Origin of the sequence: Pseudomonas sp. TWI628, assembly GCF_039673865.1 — a bacterium.
Taxonomy (GTDB): Bacteria; Pseudomonadota; Gammaproteobacteria; order Pseudomonadales; family Pseudomonadaceae; genus Aquipseudomonas.
The window spans coordinates 165,818-185,732 of the sequence record NZ_JBDJMM010000009.1; the positions used below are offsets into that span (position 1 = coordinate 165,818).

At 66.0% G+C, this 19,915-nt stretch carries 14 protein-coding genes; 4 read left to right on the plus strand and 10 right to left on the minus strand.

Annotated features, from left to right (window positions below):
• Window positions 1-3 precede the first annotated feature (3 nt).
• Entirely contained in the window at window positions 4-705 is a 702-nt protein-coding gene (locus tag ABE528_RS09425; RefSeq protein ID WP_346652766.1) for a response regulator transcription factor, read from the minus strand.
• A gap of 183 nt (window positions 706-888) precedes the next feature.
• Between ABE528_RS09425 and ABE528_RS09430 the strand changes: the two genes are divergently transcribed.
• From ABE528_RS09430 to mobA, 3 genes are all read left to right on the plus strand, one after another.
• Window positions 889-2,058, plus strand: coding sequence for an efflux RND transporter periplasmic adaptor subunit (locus ABE528_RS09430; protein ID WP_346652767.1), 1,170 nt, complete (start codon window positions 889-891; stop codon window positions 2,056-2,058).
• 11 nt (window positions 2,059-2,069) lie between these two features.
• Window positions 2,070-5,192, plus strand: coding sequence for an efflux RND transporter permease subunit (locus ABE528_RS09435; protein WP_346652768.1), 3,123 nt, complete (start codon window positions 2,070-2,072; stop codon window positions 5,190-5,192).
• A gap of 61 nt (window positions 5,193-5,253) precedes the next feature.
• The gene (gene mobA, locus ABE528_RS09440; RefSeq protein WP_152955213.1) at window positions 5,254-5,829 is read left to right on the plus strand and encodes a molybdenum cofactor guanylyltransferase MobA; all 576 of its coding nucleotides are present in this window, start codon (window positions 5,254-5,256) and stop codon (window positions 5,827-5,829) included.
• A gap of 23 nt (window positions 5,830-5,852) precedes the next feature.
• On the opposite strand, the gene ABE528_RS09445 is transcribed toward mobA, so the two are convergent.
• From ABE528_RS09445 to peaA, 5 genes are all read right to left on the minus strand, one after another.
• Window positions 5,853-7,526 carry a fatty acid CoA ligase family protein gene (locus tag ABE528_RS09445; protein ID WP_346652769.1) on the minus strand — a complete coding sequence of 558 codons (1,674 nt, stop codon included), beginning with the start codon at window positions 7,524-7,526 and terminating at the stop codon, window positions 5,853-5,855.
• A 76-nt stretch (window positions 7,527-7,602) separates the two neighbouring features.
• Window positions 7,603-8,724, minus strand: coding sequence for a quinohemoprotein amine dehydrogenase subunit beta (peaD, locus tag ABE528_RS09450; protein WP_346652770.1), 1,122 nt, complete (start codon window positions 8,722-8,724; stop codon window positions 7,603-7,605).
• Between the two features lie 32 nt (window positions 8,725-8,756).
• On the minus strand, window positions 8,757-9,080 hold the full coding sequence (gene qhpC, locus ABE528_RS09455) for a quinohemoprotein amine dehydrogenase subunit gamma (protein ID WP_027916687.1): 324 nt from the start codon (window positions 9,078-9,080) through the stop codon (window positions 8,757-8,759).
• Between the two features lies 1 nt (window position 9,081).
• Window positions 9,082-10,512 carry a quinohemoprotein amine dehydrogenase maturation protein gene (gene peaB / locus ABE528_RS09460; RefSeq protein WP_346652771.1) on the minus strand — a complete coding sequence of 477 codons (1,431 nt, stop codon included), beginning with the start codon at window positions 10,510-10,512 and terminating at the stop codon, window positions 9,082-9,084.
• 49 nt (window positions 10,513-10,561) lie between these two features.
• A complete protein-coding gene (gene peaA / locus ABE528_RS09465; protein ID WP_346652772.1) occupies window positions 10,562-12,127 on the minus strand; it encodes a quinohemoprotein amine dehydrogenase subunit alpha in 1,566 nt (521 codons plus the stop codon).
• Between the two features lie 392 nt (window positions 12,128-12,519).
• On the opposite strand from peaA, the gene ABE528_RS09470 reads away from it, so the two are divergent.
• A complete protein-coding gene (locus ABE528_RS09470; protein WP_346652773.1) occupies window positions 12,520-14,013 on the plus strand; it encodes an aldehyde dehydrogenase family protein in 1,494 nt (497 codons plus the stop codon).
• 75 nt (window positions 14,014-14,088) lie between these two features.
• Here ABE528_RS09470 and ABE528_RS09475 read toward each other — a convergent pair whose 3' ends face one another.
• From ABE528_RS09475 to ABE528_RS09490, 4 genes are read right to left on the minus strand one after another with little or no spacing between them, the layout of a single operon-like run.
• Window positions 14,089-15,381, minus strand: coding sequence for a tryptophan 7-halogenase (locus tag ABE528_RS09475; protein ID WP_346652774.1), 1,293 nt, complete (start codon window positions 15,379-15,381; stop codon window positions 14,089-14,091).
• Window positions 15,374-16,045 (minus strand): peptidase S8 and S53 subtilisin kexin sedolisin, encoded by a 672-nt coding sequence (locus tag ABE528_RS09480; protein ID WP_346652775.1) that lies wholly within the window; start codon window positions 16,043-16,045, stop codon window positions 15,374-15,376. Before ABE528_RS09480 ends, ABE528_RS09475 begins: the two co-directional genes overlap by 8 nt.
• Window positions 16,035-17,768, minus strand: coding sequence for an ABC transporter ATP-binding protein (locus tag ABE528_RS09485; protein ID WP_346652776.1), 1,734 nt, complete (start codon window positions 17,766-17,768; stop codon window positions 16,035-16,037). The genes ABE528_RS09480 and ABE528_RS09485 overlap by 11 nt, the downstream gene beginning before the upstream one ends.
• 1 nt (window position 17,769) lies before the next feature.
• Window positions 17,770-19,683 carry a sigma-54-dependent Fis family transcriptional regulator gene (locus tag ABE528_RS09490; RefSeq protein WP_346652777.1) on the minus strand — a complete coding sequence of 638 codons (1,914 nt, stop codon included), beginning with the start codon at window positions 19,681-19,683 and terminating at the stop codon, window positions 17,770-17,772.
• Window positions 19,684-19,915 lie beyond the last annotated feature (232 nt).

Genomic DNA, 19,915 nt, shown 5'->3' on the forward strand with positions numbered 1-19,915 from the left:
GCGTCAGCACTCCCACTCGACACGGCTGAACAGGTAACCCTTGCCCCACACAGTCTTGATCTTGCGCGCCTCGCCGGCACTGTCGTCGAACTTGCGGCGCAGCTTGGAAATGGCCACGTCCACCGAGCGGTCAGTACCGTTGAACTCGATACCGCGCAGCTGCTGGAGGATGCGGTCACGGCTGAGCACCACACCGGCGTTGCGCGCCAGCACCACCAGCAGGTTGTATTCGCCGCTGGACAGTTCCACCTCTTCGCCACGCCACCTGACCAGGCGCTCGGCGAGGTCGATGCGCAGGCCACCGATGAGGATCTGGTGGTTGTCCAGGCGCGGTTCGTTGACGCTGCTGCGGCGCAGCAGGGTGCGCACGCGGGCCAGCAGTACGCGGGGCTCGCAGGGTTTGGTCACGTAGTCGTCGGCGCCCATCTCCAGGCCAAGCACCTGGTCATGGCTATCGTCGCGGGCGGTCAGCATCAGGATCGGCAGGCTCTGCGATTCCTGGCGCAGCAGGCGGCACAGTTGCAGGCCATCGATACCGGGGAGCATCAGGTCGAGAATCACCAAATCGGGGTTGTCCTGCCGGAAAGCGTCCAGCACATGGTCGCCACGGGCAATCACCCGCACATGGAAATCGTTGCGTTGCAGGTAACTGGCGATCAGCTCGGACAGCGCACTGTCGTCTTCGACCAAAAGAATGTTGGGCATAGAGTTTTGCTTGTAGGAGCGGATTCATCCGCGATGAGGCCGGAACAGGTACTCGCAGAATATAGAAACCTACAAACCGGTAGGACTGTTCTTAACACTTTTTCACACAGGTCCTACAGCTGTTAACAGCCATCCGAGGAACGGTTGCCTTAGCATAGGCAGGGTCATCATCGGAAGATCCGCATGCCTATTACCCTCCCCCCGCGCCTGCGCCCCGTGGCGCTCGTGGCGCTTCTCGCACTGCCCCTGGCCGGTTGCGACGATTCGGCCGAGCAGGACGAACAACAACCCACGCCGCAAGTGCGGGTAGAAACCCTGCAAATGCAGCCCCTGGCCATCAGTACCGAGCTGAGCGGGCGCATCCTCGCCCCGCGCACGGCAGAGGTGCGTGCCCGGGTCGCAGGCGTGGTGCTCAAGCGCGTCTATCGCGAAGGCAGCGACGTCAAACAGGGCGATGTGCTGTTCCTCATCGACCCGGCGCCGTTCAAGGCCGACCACGACAGCGCCCGCGCAACCCTGGCCAAGGCCGAAGCCACGCTGTACCAGGCCCGCCTGCAAGAGCAGCGCTACCGCCAGCTGGTCGACGACAAGGCCGTCAGCCGCCAGGAGTACGACAACGCCCGCGCCGCCTTCCTCCAGGCCGACGCTGCCGTTGCCGAAGCCAAGGCTGCGCTGGAGCGCGCCCGCCTGAACCTGGGCTATGCCACGGTCACTGCGCCCATCTCCGGACGCATCGGCCGCGCCCTGGTCACCGAAGGCGCCTTGGTCGGCCAGAACGAAACCACGCCGCTGGCGACCATCCAGCAGCTCGACCCGATCCACGCCGACGTCACCCAGTCGACCCGCGAACTCAACGCCCTGCGCCGTGCGCTGCGCGCCGGTGAACTGCAGGAGGCCGGCGACGGCCAGGCCCGCGCCACCCTGATCCAGGACGATGGCAGTGCCTACCCGCTGCCGGGCAAGCTGCTGTTCTCCGACATCAGCGTCGACCCGAGCACCAACCAGATCACCTTGCGCAGCGAATTCCCCAACCCGGACCTAGACCTGCTGCCGGGCAGCTACGTGCGCGTGCGCCTGGAACAGGCCGTGCAGCCCAAAGGCCTGAGCGTGCCGCAACGCGCCATCCTGCGTGACAGTGCCGGGGTGCCGAAGGTGCTGGTGGTCGACGCGCAGTCGCGCATCAGCGAACGCCAGGTGGTACTGGGCAACGCCCAAGGTGATCGCTGGCTGGTCAGCGAGGGCCTGGCGCCCGGCGAGCGAGTGGTGGTCGAAGGCCTGCAGCACGTCAAGGCGGGCGACCAGGTCCAGGTCGACGCCGACGCTCAGTCCATCGTCCAGCACAACGGCCAGTGAGGGCCTGACCCATGCCGCAGTTCTTCATCGACCGCCCGATCTTCGCCTGGGTAGTCGCGCTGTTCATCCTGCTCGCCGGTGCCCTGGCCATCCCCCAGCTGCCGGTAGCGCAGTACCCCAACGTGGCACCGCCGCAGGTGGAAATCTACGCCGTGTACCCGGGCGCCTCGGCGGCGACCCTGGACGAAAGCGTGGTCAGCCTGATCGAGCAGGAGCTCAACGGTGCCGACAACCTGCTGTACTTCTCGTCGCAGAGCAGCCTGGGCAGCGCCACCATCACCGCCACCTTCGAGCCTGGCACCCACCCCGACCTGGCCCAGGTCGATGTGCAGAACCGCCTCAAGGTGGTCGAGTCACGCCTGCCGCGCCAGGTAACCCAGCAAGGCCTGCAGGTGGAGAAGGTGTCCACCGGTTTCCTGCTGCTCGGCACCCTCACCTCGGAGGACGGCAGCCTCGATGAAACCGCGCTGTCCGATATCCTCGCGCGCAACGTGATGAACGAGATCCGCCGGCTCAAGGGCGTCGGCAAGGCGCAGCTGTATGGTTCCGAGCGCGCCATGCGCATCTGGATCGACCCGCGCAAGCTGATCGGTTTCAACCTCACCCCCAATGACGTGGCCGAAGCCATTGCCGCACAGAACGCCCAGGTCGCCCCCGGCAGCATCGGCGACCTGCCCGCCCGCGGCACCCAGGAAATCACCGCCAACGTGGTGGTCCGCGGCCAGTTGGGCACGCCCGAGGAATTCGCCGCCATCGTCCTGCGCGCCAACCCGGACGGCTCCAGTGTCACCGTCGGCGATGTCGCCCGGGTCGAGATCGGCGCCCAGGAGTACCAGTACGGCACCCGCCTGAACGGCAAGCCGGCCACTGCCTTCAGCGTGCAGCTGGCACCCGGCGCCAATGCCATGGAAACCGCCACCCTGGTGCGGGCGAAGATGAAAGAGCTGTCGCGCTACTTCCCCGAAGGGGTCAGGTACGACATCCCCTACGACACCTCGCCGTTCGTCAAGGTGTCGATCCAGCAGGTCATCAACACCCTGTTCGAAGCCATGCTGCTGGTATTTGCGGTGATGTTCCTGTTCCTGCAGAACCTGCGCTATACGCTGATCCCGACCCTGGTGGTGCCGGTGGCGCTGATGGGCACCTTCGCCGTGATGCTGGCCATGGGCTTCTCGGTCAACGTGCTGACCCTGTTCGGCATGGTGCTGGCCATCGGCATCCTGGTCGACGACGCCATCGTGGTGGTGGAGAACGTCGAGCGGATCATGGCCGAGGAAGGCCTGCCGCCCAAGGAGGCCACGCGCAAGGCCATGGGCCAAATCAGCGGCGCCATCATCGGCATCACCCTGGTGCTGGTGGCGGTGTTCCTGCCGATGGCCTTCATGAAAGGCTCGGTGGGGGTGATCTACCAGCAGTTCTCGCTGTCGATGGCAGTGTCGATCCTGTTCTCGGCGTTCCTCGCCCTGAGCCTGACCCCAGCCCTGTGCGCCACCCTGCTCAAACCACTGGCCAAGGGCGAACACCACGAGCGCAAAGGCTTCTTCGGCTGGTTCAACCGCCGCTTCGAAAGCATGAGCAACGGCTACCAGCGCTGGGTGCTGCAAGCGCTGAAGCGCAGTGGCCGCTACCTGTTGCTGTATGGCGTGCTGCTGGCCGTGCTGGGTTATGGCTTCAGCCAATTGCCCACCGCGTTCCTGCCCACCGAAGACCAGGGTTACACCATCACCGATATCCAGCTGCCACCGGGCGCCAGCCGCATGCGCACCGAGCAGGTGGCCGCCCAGATCGAGGCGCACAACGCCGAGGAGGCGGGCGTCGGCAACACCACGCTGATCCTCGGTTTCAGTTTCTCGGGCAGCGGCCAGAATGCCGCACTGGCCTTCACCACGCTCAAGGACTGGTCCGCACGCAGTGCCGACGACAGCGCGCAGTCGATCGCCGACCGGGCAACCCTGGCCTTCACCCAGCTCAAGGACGCCGTGGCCTATTCCGTGCTGCCGCCGCCGATCGACGGCCTGGGCGAGTCGACCGGCTTTGAATTGCGCCTGCAGGACCGCGGCGGCATGGGCCATGAGGCGCTGATGGCCGCCCGTGACGAACTGCTGGCCGGCGCGCACAAGAGCAAGGTGCTGGCCAACGTACGCGAGTCTTCGCTGGCCGAAAGCCCGCAGGTGCAACTGGAAATCGACCGCCGCCAGGCCAACGCGCTGGGCGTGTCGTTCGCCGACATCGGCTCGGTGCTGGACGTTGCCGTCGGCTCCAGTTACGTCAACGACTTCCCCAACCAGGGCCGCATGCAGCGGGTGGTGGTGCAGGCCGAAGGCGACCAGCGCAGCCAGGTGGAAGACTTGCTGAAAATCCACGTGCGCAACAACAGCGGCAAGATGGTGCCCCTCGGTGCGTTCGTCCAGGCCAAGTGGGTCAGCGGCCCGGTGCAGCTGACCCGCTACAACGGCTACCCGGCGGTGGCGATTTCCGGTGAACCGGCCGCGGGCTACAGCTCGGGTGAAGCCATGGCCGAGGTCGAGCGCCTGGTCGCCCAGCTGCCAGCCGGTGCTGGCCTGGAATGGACCGGGCTGTCGCTGCAGGAACGCCTGTCCGGCAGCCAGGCGCCGCTGCTGATGGCGTTGTCGTTGCTGGTGGTGTTCCTGTGCCTGGCGGCGCTGTACGAAAGCTGGTCGATCCCCACTGCGGTGCTGCTGGTGGTGCCGCTCGGCGTGCTCGGCGCGGTGCTGGCGGTGACCTTGCGCGGCATGCCCAACGACGTGTTCTTCAAGGTCGGCCTGATTACCCTGATCGGCCTGTCGGCGAAGAACGCCATCCTCATCATCGAGTTCGCCAAGCACCTGGTCGACCAGGGCGTGGACGCCGCCGACGCCGCCTTACAGGCCGCCCGCCTGCGCCTGCGGCCGATCGTCATGACGTCGCTGGCGTTCATCCTTGGCGTGGTGCCATTGGCCATTGCCACCGGCGCAAGCTCCGCGAGCCAGCAGGCGATCGGCACCGGAGTGATCGGCGGGATGCTCAGCGCCACGTTGGCGGTGGTGTTCGTGCCAGTGTTCTTCGTGGTGGTGATGCGCCTGAGCGGACGCGGCCGTACCAAGACAGAGCAGACGCAGACCCGCGAAGCCTGACTGGACAAGCCGGGCGTTGAATGAGAGGGTTCCGGGCATTGACTGCCCGGAACCCTTTTTCATGCCTGATGCCTTGCCCCCCTGCTCTGTCCTGATCCTCGCCGGTGGCCGCGGCCAGCGCATGGGTGGCCGCGACAAAGGCCTGCTGGAATGGCGCGGCGAGCCGTTGGTTGCGCATATCCAGCGTACCGTGCGGCCGCTCAGCGATGATCTGGTGATTTCCTGTAACCGCAACCAGCAAGCGTATGCGGCTTATGCCGACCACCTGGTGGGCGACGCCGAGGCGGACTTCCCTGGGCCGCTGGCCGGGGTAATTGCCGGGCTGCAGGCGGCCAGGCATGAGTGGGTGGTGCTGCTGGCCTGCGATGCGCCGTTGGTTGACCAGGCGTTGATCGACGCCCTTCGGCAGCTGGCGGTGACCGCTGACAGTGCTGCGATGGTGCGTCAGGGGGGCTATTGGCAGCCGATGTTCAGTGTGCTGCCGCGCCGGGTGCTGCCGGTGCTGGAGCAGGCCTGGGCAACGGGTGAGCGGAGTTTGCAGAAGGCCTTGCTGCGCGAGACGGTGCAAGGATTTGAGTGTGCCGTGGATGATCGCAGGCTGAGCAATTTCAATAGCCCGGAGTGGCTACAAGGCTGAGCCCACAAGCGCCGTCAAGGCAGTCAGCTGGCCGTCAGCTCCTCGATACTGATCTCGCGCATCCGAAACTTCTGCACCTTGCCGGTCACCGTCATCGGGAACTCGTCGACGAAGCGGAAGTACCTGGGCACCTTGAAATGCGCAATCCGCGCCTTGGCCCACTCGCGCAGTTCATCCGCGCTGGCGGCATGCCCCGGATGCAGGCGCACCCAGGCGACGATCTCCTCGCCATACTTGCTGCACGGCACGCCGATCACCTGCACATCGGCCACCGCCGGGTGGGTGAAGAAGAACTCTTCCAGCTCCCGCGGGTAGATGTTCTCGCCGCCGCGAATGATCATGTCCTTGCTGCGCCCGACAATGCGCACATAGCCCTGCTCGTCCATCACCGCCAGGTCGCCGGTGTGCATCCAGCCCTCTTCATCGATGCTTTCGGCGGTTGCCTTGGGGTTGTTCCAGTAACCCAGCATCACGCTGTAGCCGCGCGTGCACAGCTCGCCAATCTCGCCACGCGGTACGGTGTTGCCGTCGGCATCGACCACTTTGCTCTCCAGCCGCGGTTGGGTGCGGCCGACGCTGGTCACCCGGCGCTCCAGGTCATCGTCGGGCCCGGTCTGCAGCGACACCGGGCTGGTCTCGGTCATGCCGTAGGCAATCTGCACCTCGGCCATGTGCATTTCGCCGATCACCCGGCGCATCACCTCGATCGGGCAGGTGGCGCCGGCCATGATTCCGGTGCGCAGGCTCGACAGGTCGAATTCGCCACGCTGCGGGTGGTCCAGTTCGGCGATGAACATGGTCGGCACGCCATACAGCGCGGTGGCCTTTTCCTCGGCCACGGCGCGCAGGGTGGCCAACGGGTCGAAGGCATCGTTGGGGTAGATCAGCGTGCTGCCGTGGGTCATGCAGCCGAGGTTCGCCATGACCATGCCGAAGCAGTGGTACAGCGGCACCGGGACGACCAGGCGATCGTGCTCGGTCAGGCCCAGGCTTTCGCCGACCAGGTAGCCGTTGTTGAGGATGTTGCTGTGGCTGAGCGTGGCGCCCTTGGGGAAGCCGGTGGTGCCGGAGGTGTACTGGATGTTGATCGGGTCGTCGCAGCGCAATTGCGCCTGGCGCTCGGCCAAGGCTTCACGGCTGACCGCTTCGGCGCGGGCCTGCAGGTCGTGCCAGGCAAGGAAGCCAGGCGGTGGAACAACGGCCAGGCTGACCACCCCGCATAACTCCGGGAAACGCTCGCAGACCAGCGCACCGGGCTGGCCGGCCGCCAAGCCGGGGATCAGGCCGAGCAGCATGGCGTGGTAGTCGGAGGTTTTGAAAGCGTCGGCGCAGATCACCCAGCGGCAGCCGGACTGGCCGAGGGCGTAGTCCAGCTCACTGGAACGGTAGGCCGGGTTGATGTTGACCAGGATCGCGCCGACCTTGGCGCTGGCGAACTGGGTGATGCACCACTCGGCGCAGTTGGGTGCCCAGACCCCCAAGCGGTCGCCGGGTTGCACGCCCAGGGCCATGAGTGCACGGGCGTGCCGGTCGACGGCGTCGGCCAGTTGCTGCCAGGTGTAGCGCAGGGCCTGGTGGCGGACCACCAGCGCATCGCGCTCGGGGAAACGGGCGACGGTGCTGTCGAAGGCGTCGCCGATGCACTGGGTAAGCAGGGGTTTGTCCTGATTGCCCTGGGAATAGCTTGGCTGGGGCATGGGCGCTCTCTTGTTGTTCTTGTGTTGATAGAACCGGCCTCTTCGCGGGCATGCCCGCGAAGAAGCTCACACCGCTTTAACGGATGAACACCTGCGGCGTGGTGGTGGACATGTCACCGCCCGGCAGCTTGATGTTCTTCACCTTCTCCAGTGTTTCGGGGTCGAACACCGCCAGGTCATTGAAGGTGCCACCCAGGTACAGCTTGTCGCCCTTCTTGTCGAAGGTCACGCAGTAATAGGTGTGCTCCAGGTTAGCCGCCTTGATCAGCTTGCGTTGCTTGATGTCGTACTTGGTCAACCGGTTGAGCACGCCGTAGATCTGGTTCGGATCCTTCGGCGAGCGCAGGCCGGTGAAGTAGAGCTCGGTCAGGTCGGCGAATTCCTGGGTGTGGGCCTTGCCGGTCTTGAGGTCGATGCTCAGGTAGCCATACAACGGCTGCGCCTCGTTCGGGTCCTGCTTGGCGTCCTTGAACCTGGCGATGGTGTAGAGCATCGAAAACTCGTGGCGCGGGCTCTGGTGTGGCCAGAAGTACAGCACATCCGGGGCGCTGTAGCCTTTGCGGTGCCAGTTGCGCAGTGGCAAGGCCACGCTGTACTTGCCGGTTTTCACGTCCATCTTGTAGATGTCCGGCCCGGCGATGAACAGGCTGCCATCGTCGGCGGCGCGCATCAGGTAGACCTGGCGCGGCATCGGGAAGGTACGCACCGGCTTGGCCTGCAGGCCGTCGGCGGTGTTGTACACCTCCAGGCGCGGCGGCTTGACCACGTAGTGGTCGTTCAGGCGCTGGGTCGGGTTGACCGTGGCGTACACCTCTTTGCCATCCGGGCTCAGGGCGAACGAATACATCGACTTGCCGACTTCACCCGGCACGCTGGACAGGTTGGCGTGGAAAGTGGTCTTGCAGGTGTCCAGGTCGATGCCATAAATGTCGGCATAGTGGTTGTTGAGCACATACGCGGTGCGGTTGTCCGGCGCCATCATCGCGGTGCCGGGGCCGAACTTGTCGGGCATCTGGCAGCTCTTGTACAGCGTGTCGCTGGCCACGTCGATGACGTGCAGGTTGTTCGGGTAGTTGGTGGTGATCAGGTATTCCTGGCCAGCCTTGAGGGCCGGCCCGGCATCGTCGGCCTGTACCGCCCAGGCGCAGGCCGTGGCGGCGATGGTCAACGCGAGTTGCGCGCAGCGTCCAGCTTTCATGCGGTTTCCCCTTGTCATTCTTGTTGGGCCGGTCACTTGTCTTTAGGGAACACGGTGCCGAGGTTGCGCCAGTCTTCCTGGGAGTTGTTCGCCTGGGCGTTCCAGTCCTGGTAGGTACTCATCATGTCCGGCACCTGGGCCGGCCACCAGCAAGGGTCGGAGCAACCGTACAGGTCGGCCTCCATCGGCTGGCACAGCGAGCTGACGCCGCCAAAGGCGTCCACTTCCCAACCCGGGTCGGTGGTGGCGGTGCAGCCGGCCACCGCGCTCATGGCCATGACTTCTTCGACGCGGTCTTCGGCGGCGGCCTGCTCGAGGATGCGCGCCTTGTTGTTCAGGGGCTTCAAGTGCTTCATGTCAGTGCGCCTTCCGCGGGGTGATGTAGCGGTCGATGAAGGCCGGGTTGGCGGCCATGATGCGGCTGTAGACTTCGATGCCGAAGTCGACCCAGTCGCGCATCAACTCGCAGTAGTGGTAGGTCGGGTGCTGCGGGTCGCCGTAGCGGGCGTAGCTCTCGTGGTAGCAGCCGCCGGAGCACAGGTTGCGGATGCGGCAGCTGTCACAGCCGGTGTTGCTGCGGTCCAGGCGCTGCGACAGGAAGTCGTTGAGCTGCGCCTGCTTCACGCCCTGGTGCACGTTGCCGAAGGTCGGCAGGCTGGAGCCGGTGAAGCGGTGGCACAGGTTCAGCTCGCCCTCGTGGTCCACGGCCAGCATCTTCAGCCCGGCACCGCACGGCAGGGCCTTCTTGTGGCCTTCGTGGATGTCGGTGATCAGCTGGTGCAGGTTGGAGAAGCCGATGTTGCGGTGCTCCAGCGCCGCCTCCAGGTACTTGCGGCCCAGCGCCTTCATGTTGGCGAACACCTGCACCAGCTCTGCGCCGGTGAGGTTGAAGTCGGCCATGTCGCCGGAGGTGACCGGGGCAAAGCCGACTTCGGCAAAGCCCATTTCGTTGAACAGGTGGTTCCAGATGGTCTCGACGTCGGTGATGCCACGGGTCAGGGTGACCCGCGCGCCCACCGGGCGGCTGGTGTAGCGCGACAGCAGCAGGTCGGCCTTGCGCCGCACCACGTCATAGGTGCCCTGCCCGCCCACGGTGATGCGGTTGCGGTCATGCACGGTCTTCGGGCCGTCGATGCTGATCGACAGGCCGAAGCGGTGAGCGTTGAGCCAGTCGATGATTTCTTCGGTGAGCAGGGTCGCGTTGGTGGTCATGATGAACTCCACCTGCTTGCCGGCTTCGCCGAAGCGCCGCTCGCAGTAGGCGACCATGTGCTCGATCAGCGGCCGGTTGGACAGCGGCTCGCCGCCAAAGAACACCACGCTGTAGCGTTGCTCGTTGGGTGATTCCTTGAGCAGCATCTCTACCGAGGCTTCGGCGGTGGCGGTGCTCATCTTCTTGCCGGCGGACGGTTTGTCCAGGTCTTCCTTGTAGCAGTAGGTACAGCTCAGGTTGCAACCGGTGTTGACGTTGAGCACCACGGTGTTCAGCGCCGTGCGCTCGACCTGCTTGAGGGCGATTTCCGGGGTCAGCGGCGAGCCGTCGCTGACCAGTTCCAGCGCGATCAGCTCGCGCAGGGTGTCCTGGATATCGTCGCCGGCAAACTGCTGGCCCAGGCGTTGCAGCAGCTCCTCGGCCGAGCAGCCTTGCTGGCGCAGGGTGTCGATGATGCCGCCGGTCACCGCGTCGGCGGTGAACAGCGAACTGCTGGGAATATGGAACAGCATGCGGTCGGCATCGACCTGCACTTCGTGCAGGTTGCGCTCGACCAGGTTCAGTAGTACGCCCATGGCGACCTCCCGATAATCGTTTCGTTGGAAAACCCGTTACGCCCTGCCCTTACGGCAGTGGCGGGTTGTTCCAACGCTGGACGGTGACGATCATGTGGCCTTCACCGCTCTGGCCGCCGTCTGCCAAGGTGGCGATGACCTTCAGGTTGCCGGCGTTGTTGGTCATCATCTTGCGCGCCGGGTTCGGCCCGGCACCACCTGGCACGAACACACCGTCGGCCTGCATCTGTCCGGCGAACTTGACGTCTTCGTCCTCGACCGCACGCTCGTTGAACGGATCGACCTTCCAGTTGGCTGGCAGGTAGCCAATGCGCAGCGGCTGGCCGCTGGCGTCCTTGCCCCAGGCTTCAGCTTCGAAACGGCCCTGGACCTTGGGCACCGAAGCACCGTTCTCGCCGATACGGGCGATGGAGAACGCCGGCACCACCTTCACTTCCTCGACCTTGTCGTAGACCGCCAGGTTGACGCCCTTGAGCTCACCCACCGCGACCTCACGCTGGCCAGGCTTGGCATCGGCCGCAGCGCGGGCCTTCACACGCACCAGGGTCGGGGTCTGCTCCAGCACCTCGGTCACTTCCACGCCAGCACCCAGGTCGGGCTTGCCGGCCAGGCCGGTGCCGACCAGGGTGATCTCGCTCTCGGCGCCGGCCTTGATGAACGCCGGCTGCACCGCCAGCAGGCGGGCCTTGCCTTGTTTTGCCGCCGTGAAGTCCAGGCCGCGCTCATCGTGATCGGCCTCGAACATGCGGCCTTTCACCTCGCCGTCAAGCGCAGCGAACACCTGGCGCAGGTTGCTGTCGCCGACCTTGACGTTGCCGCGCCATTCATAGCCGTTGTAGAGCATCGCCGTGCCACTGCCATTGAACGGCGTGCCATCGGCGTAGCTACCTTTGACCTCGACCTTGAAGGTGTCGCCCTGGTCGGCAACCACCGTCATCACCCCACGCACATCGCCCTTGGCCAGCATGTGGCCGCTGAACGCCCACTGCCCCGGCAGCGCGTCGGCGGTCGGCTTGGCCTTCTGCCATTCGGTCCAGGCCGGGCTCTCCAGTGGGAAGCGCTTGGCGAGGTCCGGTACCACTTGCTTGAGGGCGATTTCCAGCCAGTCGCGGTCACGCGCCTGGGCCTGGTATTCGAGGGACGGCCATTGGCCGAGGTGGAAGTTGATCAGGTGTTCCCATTCCTGCGCCGGGCGCCGCTGCAGAGCGACACGGGCACCGGAGTGGCAGCGGCCACAGGTTTCGCTGAGCTGGGTATCGAAGTGTTCGACGGTGTTGAGCCGGCGCTCCATGGCATAGCGCACGCCCTCGGTCTCGCTCGGCGCCAAGCCTTGCTTGTCGGCCAGGTACTTGACCAGGGTGCGGCGGTCATCGTCGCTGATCTGCAGGCCATGCATGACCTGCATGCGGGCGATGCTCATCAGCCAGCCTTCGGGCGTCTTGCGCTGGTGGCTGATGCGGCTGTAGGTATCGTTGCCCTCGGGGATATGGCACCCCATGCACTTGTTCTGCAACAGGCTCGGGCCCTGTTCGGCCGCGATGGCCTGGGTGCCCAGCAGTGCGGCGGCGACCAGCGCCAGTTTGCCCGCATGCCGCCGGAGTCGAGTCGTCTTCAAGGTCAGACCTCCACGGTTGTTGTTCTTATCGTTTTCACACGCTTTGGTACAGCAGGTGTGCTTGTGACAGTTGCGATACAGAAACTGTGCCAAGTGGGGTAAAAACTTTGTATTTCAGGTCTTTAGCAGTTTCAGTCGAGGGTGTTGGGCGGTTGCCTGGGGCGTCGCAGCGTGCCATTTCGCGACAGGGTGTTTCATCCTGAGACAGGGCCTGCACAGCCACTGTTTCACCACCGTCTCACAGCGTCTCAATGTGCAACAGCGCATGCCTGTACGGTCGACCGTGCACAAAAGCAAAACCCAGACAGTTCAGCACCTTGCGCCCATTGCAGCGGTTTGGCACGCGCCTTGCGCCAGTGCCTGCCACACCCCATGACAAGAGGCACAGCCCCATGCTTTCCGAACTGCCCATCCTGCCCGCCACCCGCGCCTTCCTCGAACGCAAGTTGAAGATGCGCATCGGTGCCGACTGGCAGGACGCCGCCAGTGGTCGCACCCTGTCGTTCCGCAACCCGGCCACCGGTGACATCCTCGGTGCAGTGCCCGCCGCCGAGCAGGAAGACGTCGACCGCGCCGTGCGCGCCGCGCGCCAGGCCTTCGACGACTCGCCGTGGAGCCGTGTGCGCCCACGCGAGCGGCAGAACCTGTTGTGGCGCCTGGCCGACCTGATGGAGCGTGACGCACAGCAGCTGGCCGAGCTGGAATGCCTTAACAACGGCAAGAGCGCCGCCGTGGCCAAGGTCATGGACGTGCAGCTGGCCATCGACTTCCTGCGCTACATGGCCGGCTGGGCGACCAAGATCGAGGGTAGCACCGTCGAAGCGTCCATGCCGTTGATGCCCAACGACCAGTTCCATGGCTTTGTGCGCCGCGAGGCGGTCGGCGTGGTCGGCGCCATCGTCGCCTGGAACTTCCCGCTGCTGCTGGCCTGCTGGAAGCTCGGCCCGGCCCTGGCCAGCGGCTGCACCGTGGTGCTCAAGCCGGCCGACGAAACCCCGCTGACCGCGCTCAAACTGGCCGAGCTGGTGGATGAGGCAGGCTACCCGGCCGGGGTGTTCAACGTCATCACCGGCACCGGCCTGAACGCCGGCGCCGCGCTGAGCCGCCACCCAGGCGTGGACAAGCTGACCTTCACCGGCTCCACCGAAGTGGGCAAGCTGATCGGCAAGGCGGCCATGGACAACATGACCCGCGTTACCCTGGAGCTGGGCGGCAAGTCGCCGACCATCGTCATGCCCGACGCCAACCTGCAGGAAGCCGCCGCCGGGGCCGCCACGGCGATCTTCTTCAACCAGGGCCAGGTGTGCTGCGCCGGCTCGCGCCTGTACGTGCACCGCAAGCACTTCGACAATGTGGTGGCCGACATCGCCGGCATCGCCAACGGCATGAAACTGGGCAGCGGCCTGGACCCGGCAGTACAGATGGGCCCGCTGATCTCGGCCAAGCAGCAGGACCGGGTGACCGGCTACATCGAGCTGGGCCGCGAACTGGGCGCGACCATCGCCTGCGGCGGTGAAGGCTTCGGCCCGGGCTACTTCGTCAAGCCGACGGTGATCGTCGACGTCGACCAGCGCCATCGCCTGGTGCAGGAGGAGATTTTCGGGCCGGTGCTGGTGGCGATGCCGTTCGACGACATCGACGAAGTGATCGGCATGGCCAACGACAACCCTTACGGCCTGGGCGCGAGCATCTGGTCGAACGACCTGGCGGCGGTGCACCGGATGATTCCGCGGATCAAGTCGGGGTCGGTATGGGTCAACTGCCACAGCGCGCTGGACCCGGCGCTGCCGTTTGGGGGCTACAAGATGTCCGGCGTCGGCCGTGAGATGGGCGCGGCGGCCATCGAACACTACACCGAGCTCAAGTCGGTGCTGATCAAGCTCTGACTTACAGCAGCGGGCGCGGTCCACCCTGTGGGAGCCGCGCTTGCCGGCGATGGGCCGCAAAGCGGCCCCAGGTTTTCAGCGGTAACCCTGATCTACCAGCCAACGTCGCAACATCCTCTGCTGCTCCACCGGCCAAGTGCTCAAAACTTCATCCACGGGTTGGCCAGCCAGTAACTGGCTCACTAGCGGCGCCAGCTCGATGCCCTGCAAATGCCACACCCCCAGCGGCTGATCCGCCGTCACCACCACCTCGGCCTGGTCCACCAAACCCTCACGCAACACCGGCCGCCGTGCCACCCGCACAGCGCCCCAGTCCGCCGCCAGATGCAACGGCTGAGCATCCGGCCAGCCCCGACGGCGTTCCCAGAATGGCTGCCCGGCGCGTTCAAGCTCCTGCCCATAGAAATCCCGCCCGATGCGGGCAAAACGCAGAAATAGCTGTTCGATCCGTTGCTGATGAAACTGCTTCGCCAGGGCGGCACGCTCGGGCCGGCGCAGCAAGGTGTTGATCACCACCGGCGCCTGCAACGCCGATGACAGCGACTGGAAAATCCCGTTCCCCGACAATGGGTCAACCGCCATCGCCGCATCGCCCACCCGCAACCAGTCATCGCCCACGCAGTCGCCCGCCAGGATCGGTGTGCTGCTGCGGGCGTGCACCTGCGCAGGTTGCAGCGCTCGCGCATCGAACACCTCGGCCACCAGTGTCGAAGCCCTTCGTCGTGCGGCGCAGTATTCAGGCAACGCCGCCTTGCCCGGCAGCCCCTCGGCATCAAGGGTCACCTGCCAGTAGCAACGCCCATCGGCCAACCGGGCCATCCACGCCCAGCCATCGTCCAGGCTTTCCACCGCCGACGCCGGCGTGCCAGGTTCCGACTGCCAGAGGTTGAGCAGGCTGACCGTTTCCGGGCCGCGCAGGCGGTCGGCCGCCAACGGCGCCTGACGGCCACGCGCTTCAACCAGAAAGTCGCCCAGCAGCACTTGCCCGTCATCCAGCCGGACCTGGTAGCCCTCGCCGCGCGCGACTTCGCGAATGCGCCCTTCCAGCTGCGTTACTCCCGCCCGCAGCAGGTCATCGCGCAAGGCGCGGTCGAAGCGCTGGCGATCGAGCAGAAACTCCTGATTGAGTTGCAGATGCTGGCCATTCCAGCGCACCTGGCGTGTCGCCGGTACCGCGGCCTCGGCCAAGGCGCCGCCCAGGCCAGCATGGCGCAGCCCTTCCAGAACCCGTTGCGAAACCCCTTCCACGACGGCAAAACGCCGCCAGTCGGAGACCACCGTTACCGGGTAGCCCAGCCGGCGCAAGCCAAGCGCTGTAGCGGCGCCGGCCGGGCCTGCGCCCAGCACCAGAATGTGTGGCTCAGGCATCCGCTGCACCTCGTCGCTCCGCGCCGCTGAAACTGGCATGGGCCTGCAGCCAGGCATAGACCTGCTGGCGGTCCAGGCCGGGCTGCTGCTGCAACAGTGTTGCAATCCGCCCGCTCACCGCCGCACAGCCAAGGCTCGCACCGGCCCGCCCGCGCTCACCCACATGGCCACCGAAATCAGCCTGTGCGCTGCCAAGCCACGACCACTGCCCCGGCGCGCAGCGGGCATCGCCGGTGATGCGGATCACCCCCGGGTACGCCGCCGGGTACACCGCACTGCCTTGCGCCGGGCTGGACGCGCACAGCAGCACGCCGGCCTGCTGCACTTCAGCACAGGCCTGGCGCAACACCGCCCGGTCCTGCTGCAAGCCAAGGCTGAGATTGATCAGCGCCACGCCCTGCTCCGCCAGCCAGAACAACCCGGCGGCAACCTGCAAAGCGCTGGTGCTGCCGTGTTCGGTAAATACCTGGGCCAGCAACAGCGGCAACTCGCCGGCCTCGGCTTGCAGGCTGGCCAGCACGGCGCTGCCATGGCCGAGCCGGTCAGGTTGCAACTCACCCTCGCACAGCACGCCCTCTTCCAGCCAGAAGCGCCGGGCACAGACCAATGCCTGCGCTGGCGCACAACCACTGTCGATCACGCCGACCCTGAACTCAGCGGCCATGCTTGACCGCCTCCTGGGGCAATAGGCGCAGTTGCCCACCTTGCAGGTGCAGGTGCAGGTCGGCATCGGCCAGCGTCGATGCGCGGTGGCTGATGAGGATGCGCGTGCGCCCGGCGAACAGTTCGTCGATGGCGGCAATCACTTCACGCTCGGTCGCCTCATCCACCGCCGAAGTGGCCTCGTCGAGCACCAGGATCGAAGGCGCCTGCAGCACCGCCCGGGCGATGGCGATACGTTGCTTCTGGCCACCGGAAAGCTGTTGGCCGCGCTCGCCGAGCAGCCCGTCCAGGCCCAGCGGCAGGCTCTCGACCAGGCTCTCGAGGTGGGCCAGTTGCACCACCCGTTCCAGCTCCCCACGGCTGGCCTGCGGCGCGCCATAGGCAAGGTTCTGCGCCAGGGTGCCACGGAACAGCACGATGTCCTGGCTGACCACGGCGATGCGCTGGCGCACGGCGGCCAGGTCAAGTTCGCGCAGGTCGGCGCCATCGAGCAGGATGCGCCCGGCGTCCGGGTCATAGAAGCGCTGCAACAGGTCGATCAGGGTCGACTTGCCAACGCCGGAGGCACCACTGATGGCGACTTTCAGGCCACCGGCAATACACGCATCGACCTGTGCCAGCACCGCGCCCTGGCGCCCGTCATGGGCAAAGCACACGCCTTCCAGGCGCAGCTCGCCCGGCCCTTGCGGCATGGGCCTGGGCGAGTCGGCCTCGCGCACGGCCACAGCTTCCTGCTTCAGCTCCATCACCCGGCCCAGGCTCACCGCCATGCGCTGCACCGCCACGTACAGGCCCAACAAGCTCTGCACCGGCCCCACCGCCATGCCCATGTAGGTGGAAAACGCGATCAGCGCGCCGAGCTGCCAGGTGCCCTGGATCACCCACCAGCCACCGACCAGGAACGCGCAGGCGCGGCACCAGGAGGTCAGGGTGCCAGGGATCGCCTGGGTGAAGAACTCGGTGACCTGCACCTTGAGCAACTGGCGCATGTAGCCCTGGCCCAGCTGGTCCAGGCGCCCGGCCTCACGGTTCTGCTGGCCGGACGCCTGGATGAACTTCATCGCCGGCAGGGTCTCGACCAAGAACGACGACACATCCGCCGAGCGCTCACGCAGGTTGCGCACCTCGCGCTCGACCTTGCGCCGCATCCAGCGCAGCCACAGCACTTCGATCGGGATCAGCAGTGCCAGCAGCAGCGACAGTTGCCAGGACAGCATCAGCATCAGCGCCACCGCGCCCACCAGGCCGATCACCGCTGATACCGCCGAGAACAGCGAATCCACGGCAAAACGCTGGATCTCGGCGACATCGCCGTCGAGCCGCGAGAGGATGTCACCGGTACGCCGACGCCCGTAGAAGGTCGGCGACAGCTGCTGCAAATGGCGGTACAGGTCATCACGCAGGGCAAACAGAATGCGCCCCGACAAACGCGTGTGCAGGTAGCGGTTGACCCCCGCCAGCACGGTGCCCAGCAAGCCCGCGCCAATCATGATCGCCGCCATGTGCCAGAGGGTCTGGTAATCCTTGGCCAGCAGGCCTTCGTCGATCAGCGTCTTGACCAGCCAGGGTTGCACCAGGGCCAGCAGCGAAGCGCCGAAGGACAAGCCCAGCAGCACGCCGATAGCCCGTTGATGGGGGCGAACGAAACCATACAGCCAGGCCAGGGCCTGGCGCATGAGTTGCGGGTTGCTGGACTCCACCAGCCTGGCGAACAGGTTGCCCATGTCAGCCGCGCAACTGCTTGAGCTTGCGGTACAGCGTTGCCCGGCTGATGCCCAGCGCTTCGGCGGCGGCCGAGACATTGCCCTGGTGGCGTGCGAGGGCGCCACGGATCAATTCCAGTTCGTTGTCCTTGAGGCTGCCGGAGGGCGCCGTGCCGCTGGCCAGTTCTTCCAGCAGGCAATCAGTCAGGTGCTCGAGGGTCAGCAGCCGCTCGCCCTCCTCGCGCATGGCCAGGGCGGTGCGCACGACCATTTCCAGCTGGCGGATGTTACCCGGCCAGTCGAAGCCTTCGAGCAGCGCCGCCAGGGCCGGGTCGAGGCTCACGCCCTTGGCGCCGGACTTGTCCAGCAAGCCCTCGATGATGTTCGCCAGGTCATCGCGCTCGCGCAGGGCCGGCAGGCGCAGGGACACGCCGTTGACCCGGTAGTACAGGTCTTCGCGAAAGTGCTGCTCCTGTACCAGGCGCTTGAGGTCGCGGTGAGTGGCGCAGATCAACGCCACGTCAATGTCCTGCTCGTCGCCCGCGCCCAGCGGCGCCACCCGGCGCTCCTGCAGCACGCGCAACAGCCGCGCCTGCAGGGCCAGCGGCATGTCACCGATCTCGTCGAGGAACAGCGTGCCGCCATGGGCCTGCATCAGCCGCCCGACCATGCCGCCCCGACGCGAGCCGGTGAAAGCGCCCTCGCGGTAGCCGAACAGTTCGGACTCGATCAGCCCTTCGGGAATCGCCGCGCAGTTGACCGCAACGAACGGTTTGTCGGCACGCGGGCTGGCCTGGTGCAGGGCACGGGCGACCACTTCCTTGCCGGTACCGGTCTCGCCCAGCAGCAACACCGGCAAGCCATTGCCCAGGCCCTGGCGGGCCATGCGCAGGTTGCGTGCCAGCCGCGCATCACCGCCGGCCAGGGCATCCAGCGCGGGGGTTTTGTTGGCCACCGTCGGCTTGGCATGCGCCGCGCTGCCATTGAGCGGGCTGTGCCGCGGCAGTTGCAGCGCACGGAAGAAGAATTCGCCCTTGGCCGTTTGCACGTTGCTCACCCCGCCCTGCCACAGGCGGGCGATGAAGGCTGGCGAACGCTCGCCCAGCAGGTCGCTGCTGCGGCGCCCGATCAGGCCCTGGCGCGGCAGCTGGAGCAATTGGCAGGCGTTGTCGTTGGCGGCCAGCACCTCGCCGTCCAGGCTCAGCGCCAGCAGGCCGTGCCAGGCGCTGTTGAGGTATTGCGGGCGGCTGTGGAAGGCCAGCACCAGTTGCTCGGGATGGCACAGGCCGAACATCCGGCTCTCGATGTTGCCCGCCGCCAGCATCAGCATGCTCAGGCTGTCCTGCGGCTGAGCCATGACCCCTTCACGGGTAATGTCGAGCACACCGATCACTTCGCCGCGCGGATCGCGCAGCGGAACCGAGGTGCAGGAGAACGGGCTGAGCCGGTCCAGGTAATGCTCGCCGCAGTTGATCAGCGTCGGCCGGCCTTCGACCACGGCGGTGCCGATGGCATTGGTGCCGCGCAGCGATTCGCTCCAGCAACTGCCGGGGTGCAGGTCGCGCAGGCCTTCGCGTTGCAGCACGTGCTTCTGCCCTTCGATGGCCAGCACGTTGGCCTGGGCATCGCCGAGGATGATGATGCCGGCATTGCCCTGGCGCGATACCAGGTAATCCAGCTCGGGGGTGACCGCGTCCAGCAGCAGCCGGTTGCGTTCCAGCAGCGAGCGCAGGTCATGGCCCTGCTCCAGGCCCAGGCCGACCTGCTCGCCTTGCAGGCAACTCAAGCCATGGCCAAGGCTGCGGCGCCAGGAGGCGTCGATTTCATCGCGCAGCATGCCCAGCGGCAGCTCGCCTTCGCTGGCCAGGCGCATGCGCGCCTGGCGGGATTCGTGCAGCGGGTCTTGGGCGTTTGTTATGGGAAATTGTCGCGCCATGGTTTGCTCCAGCTGTGGCCCTCAGGACAGGGCTACGGGCTTGGTATTTTTTTCCGCAGTGTGCGGGAGATTTGGCTGGGCGTCGAGGTGCATGGCTTGAGGGGTGTGGCGCCAGTGAGATCGGGACTGTCAGATTTTTTGTGTGCGGGCCGGTAACGGCCTGCCGTTAGGCAGGCCCTGATTTTCACCAGGTCGGCCTGATGAACCGATCTCCGTACAGAACCGCAAATTG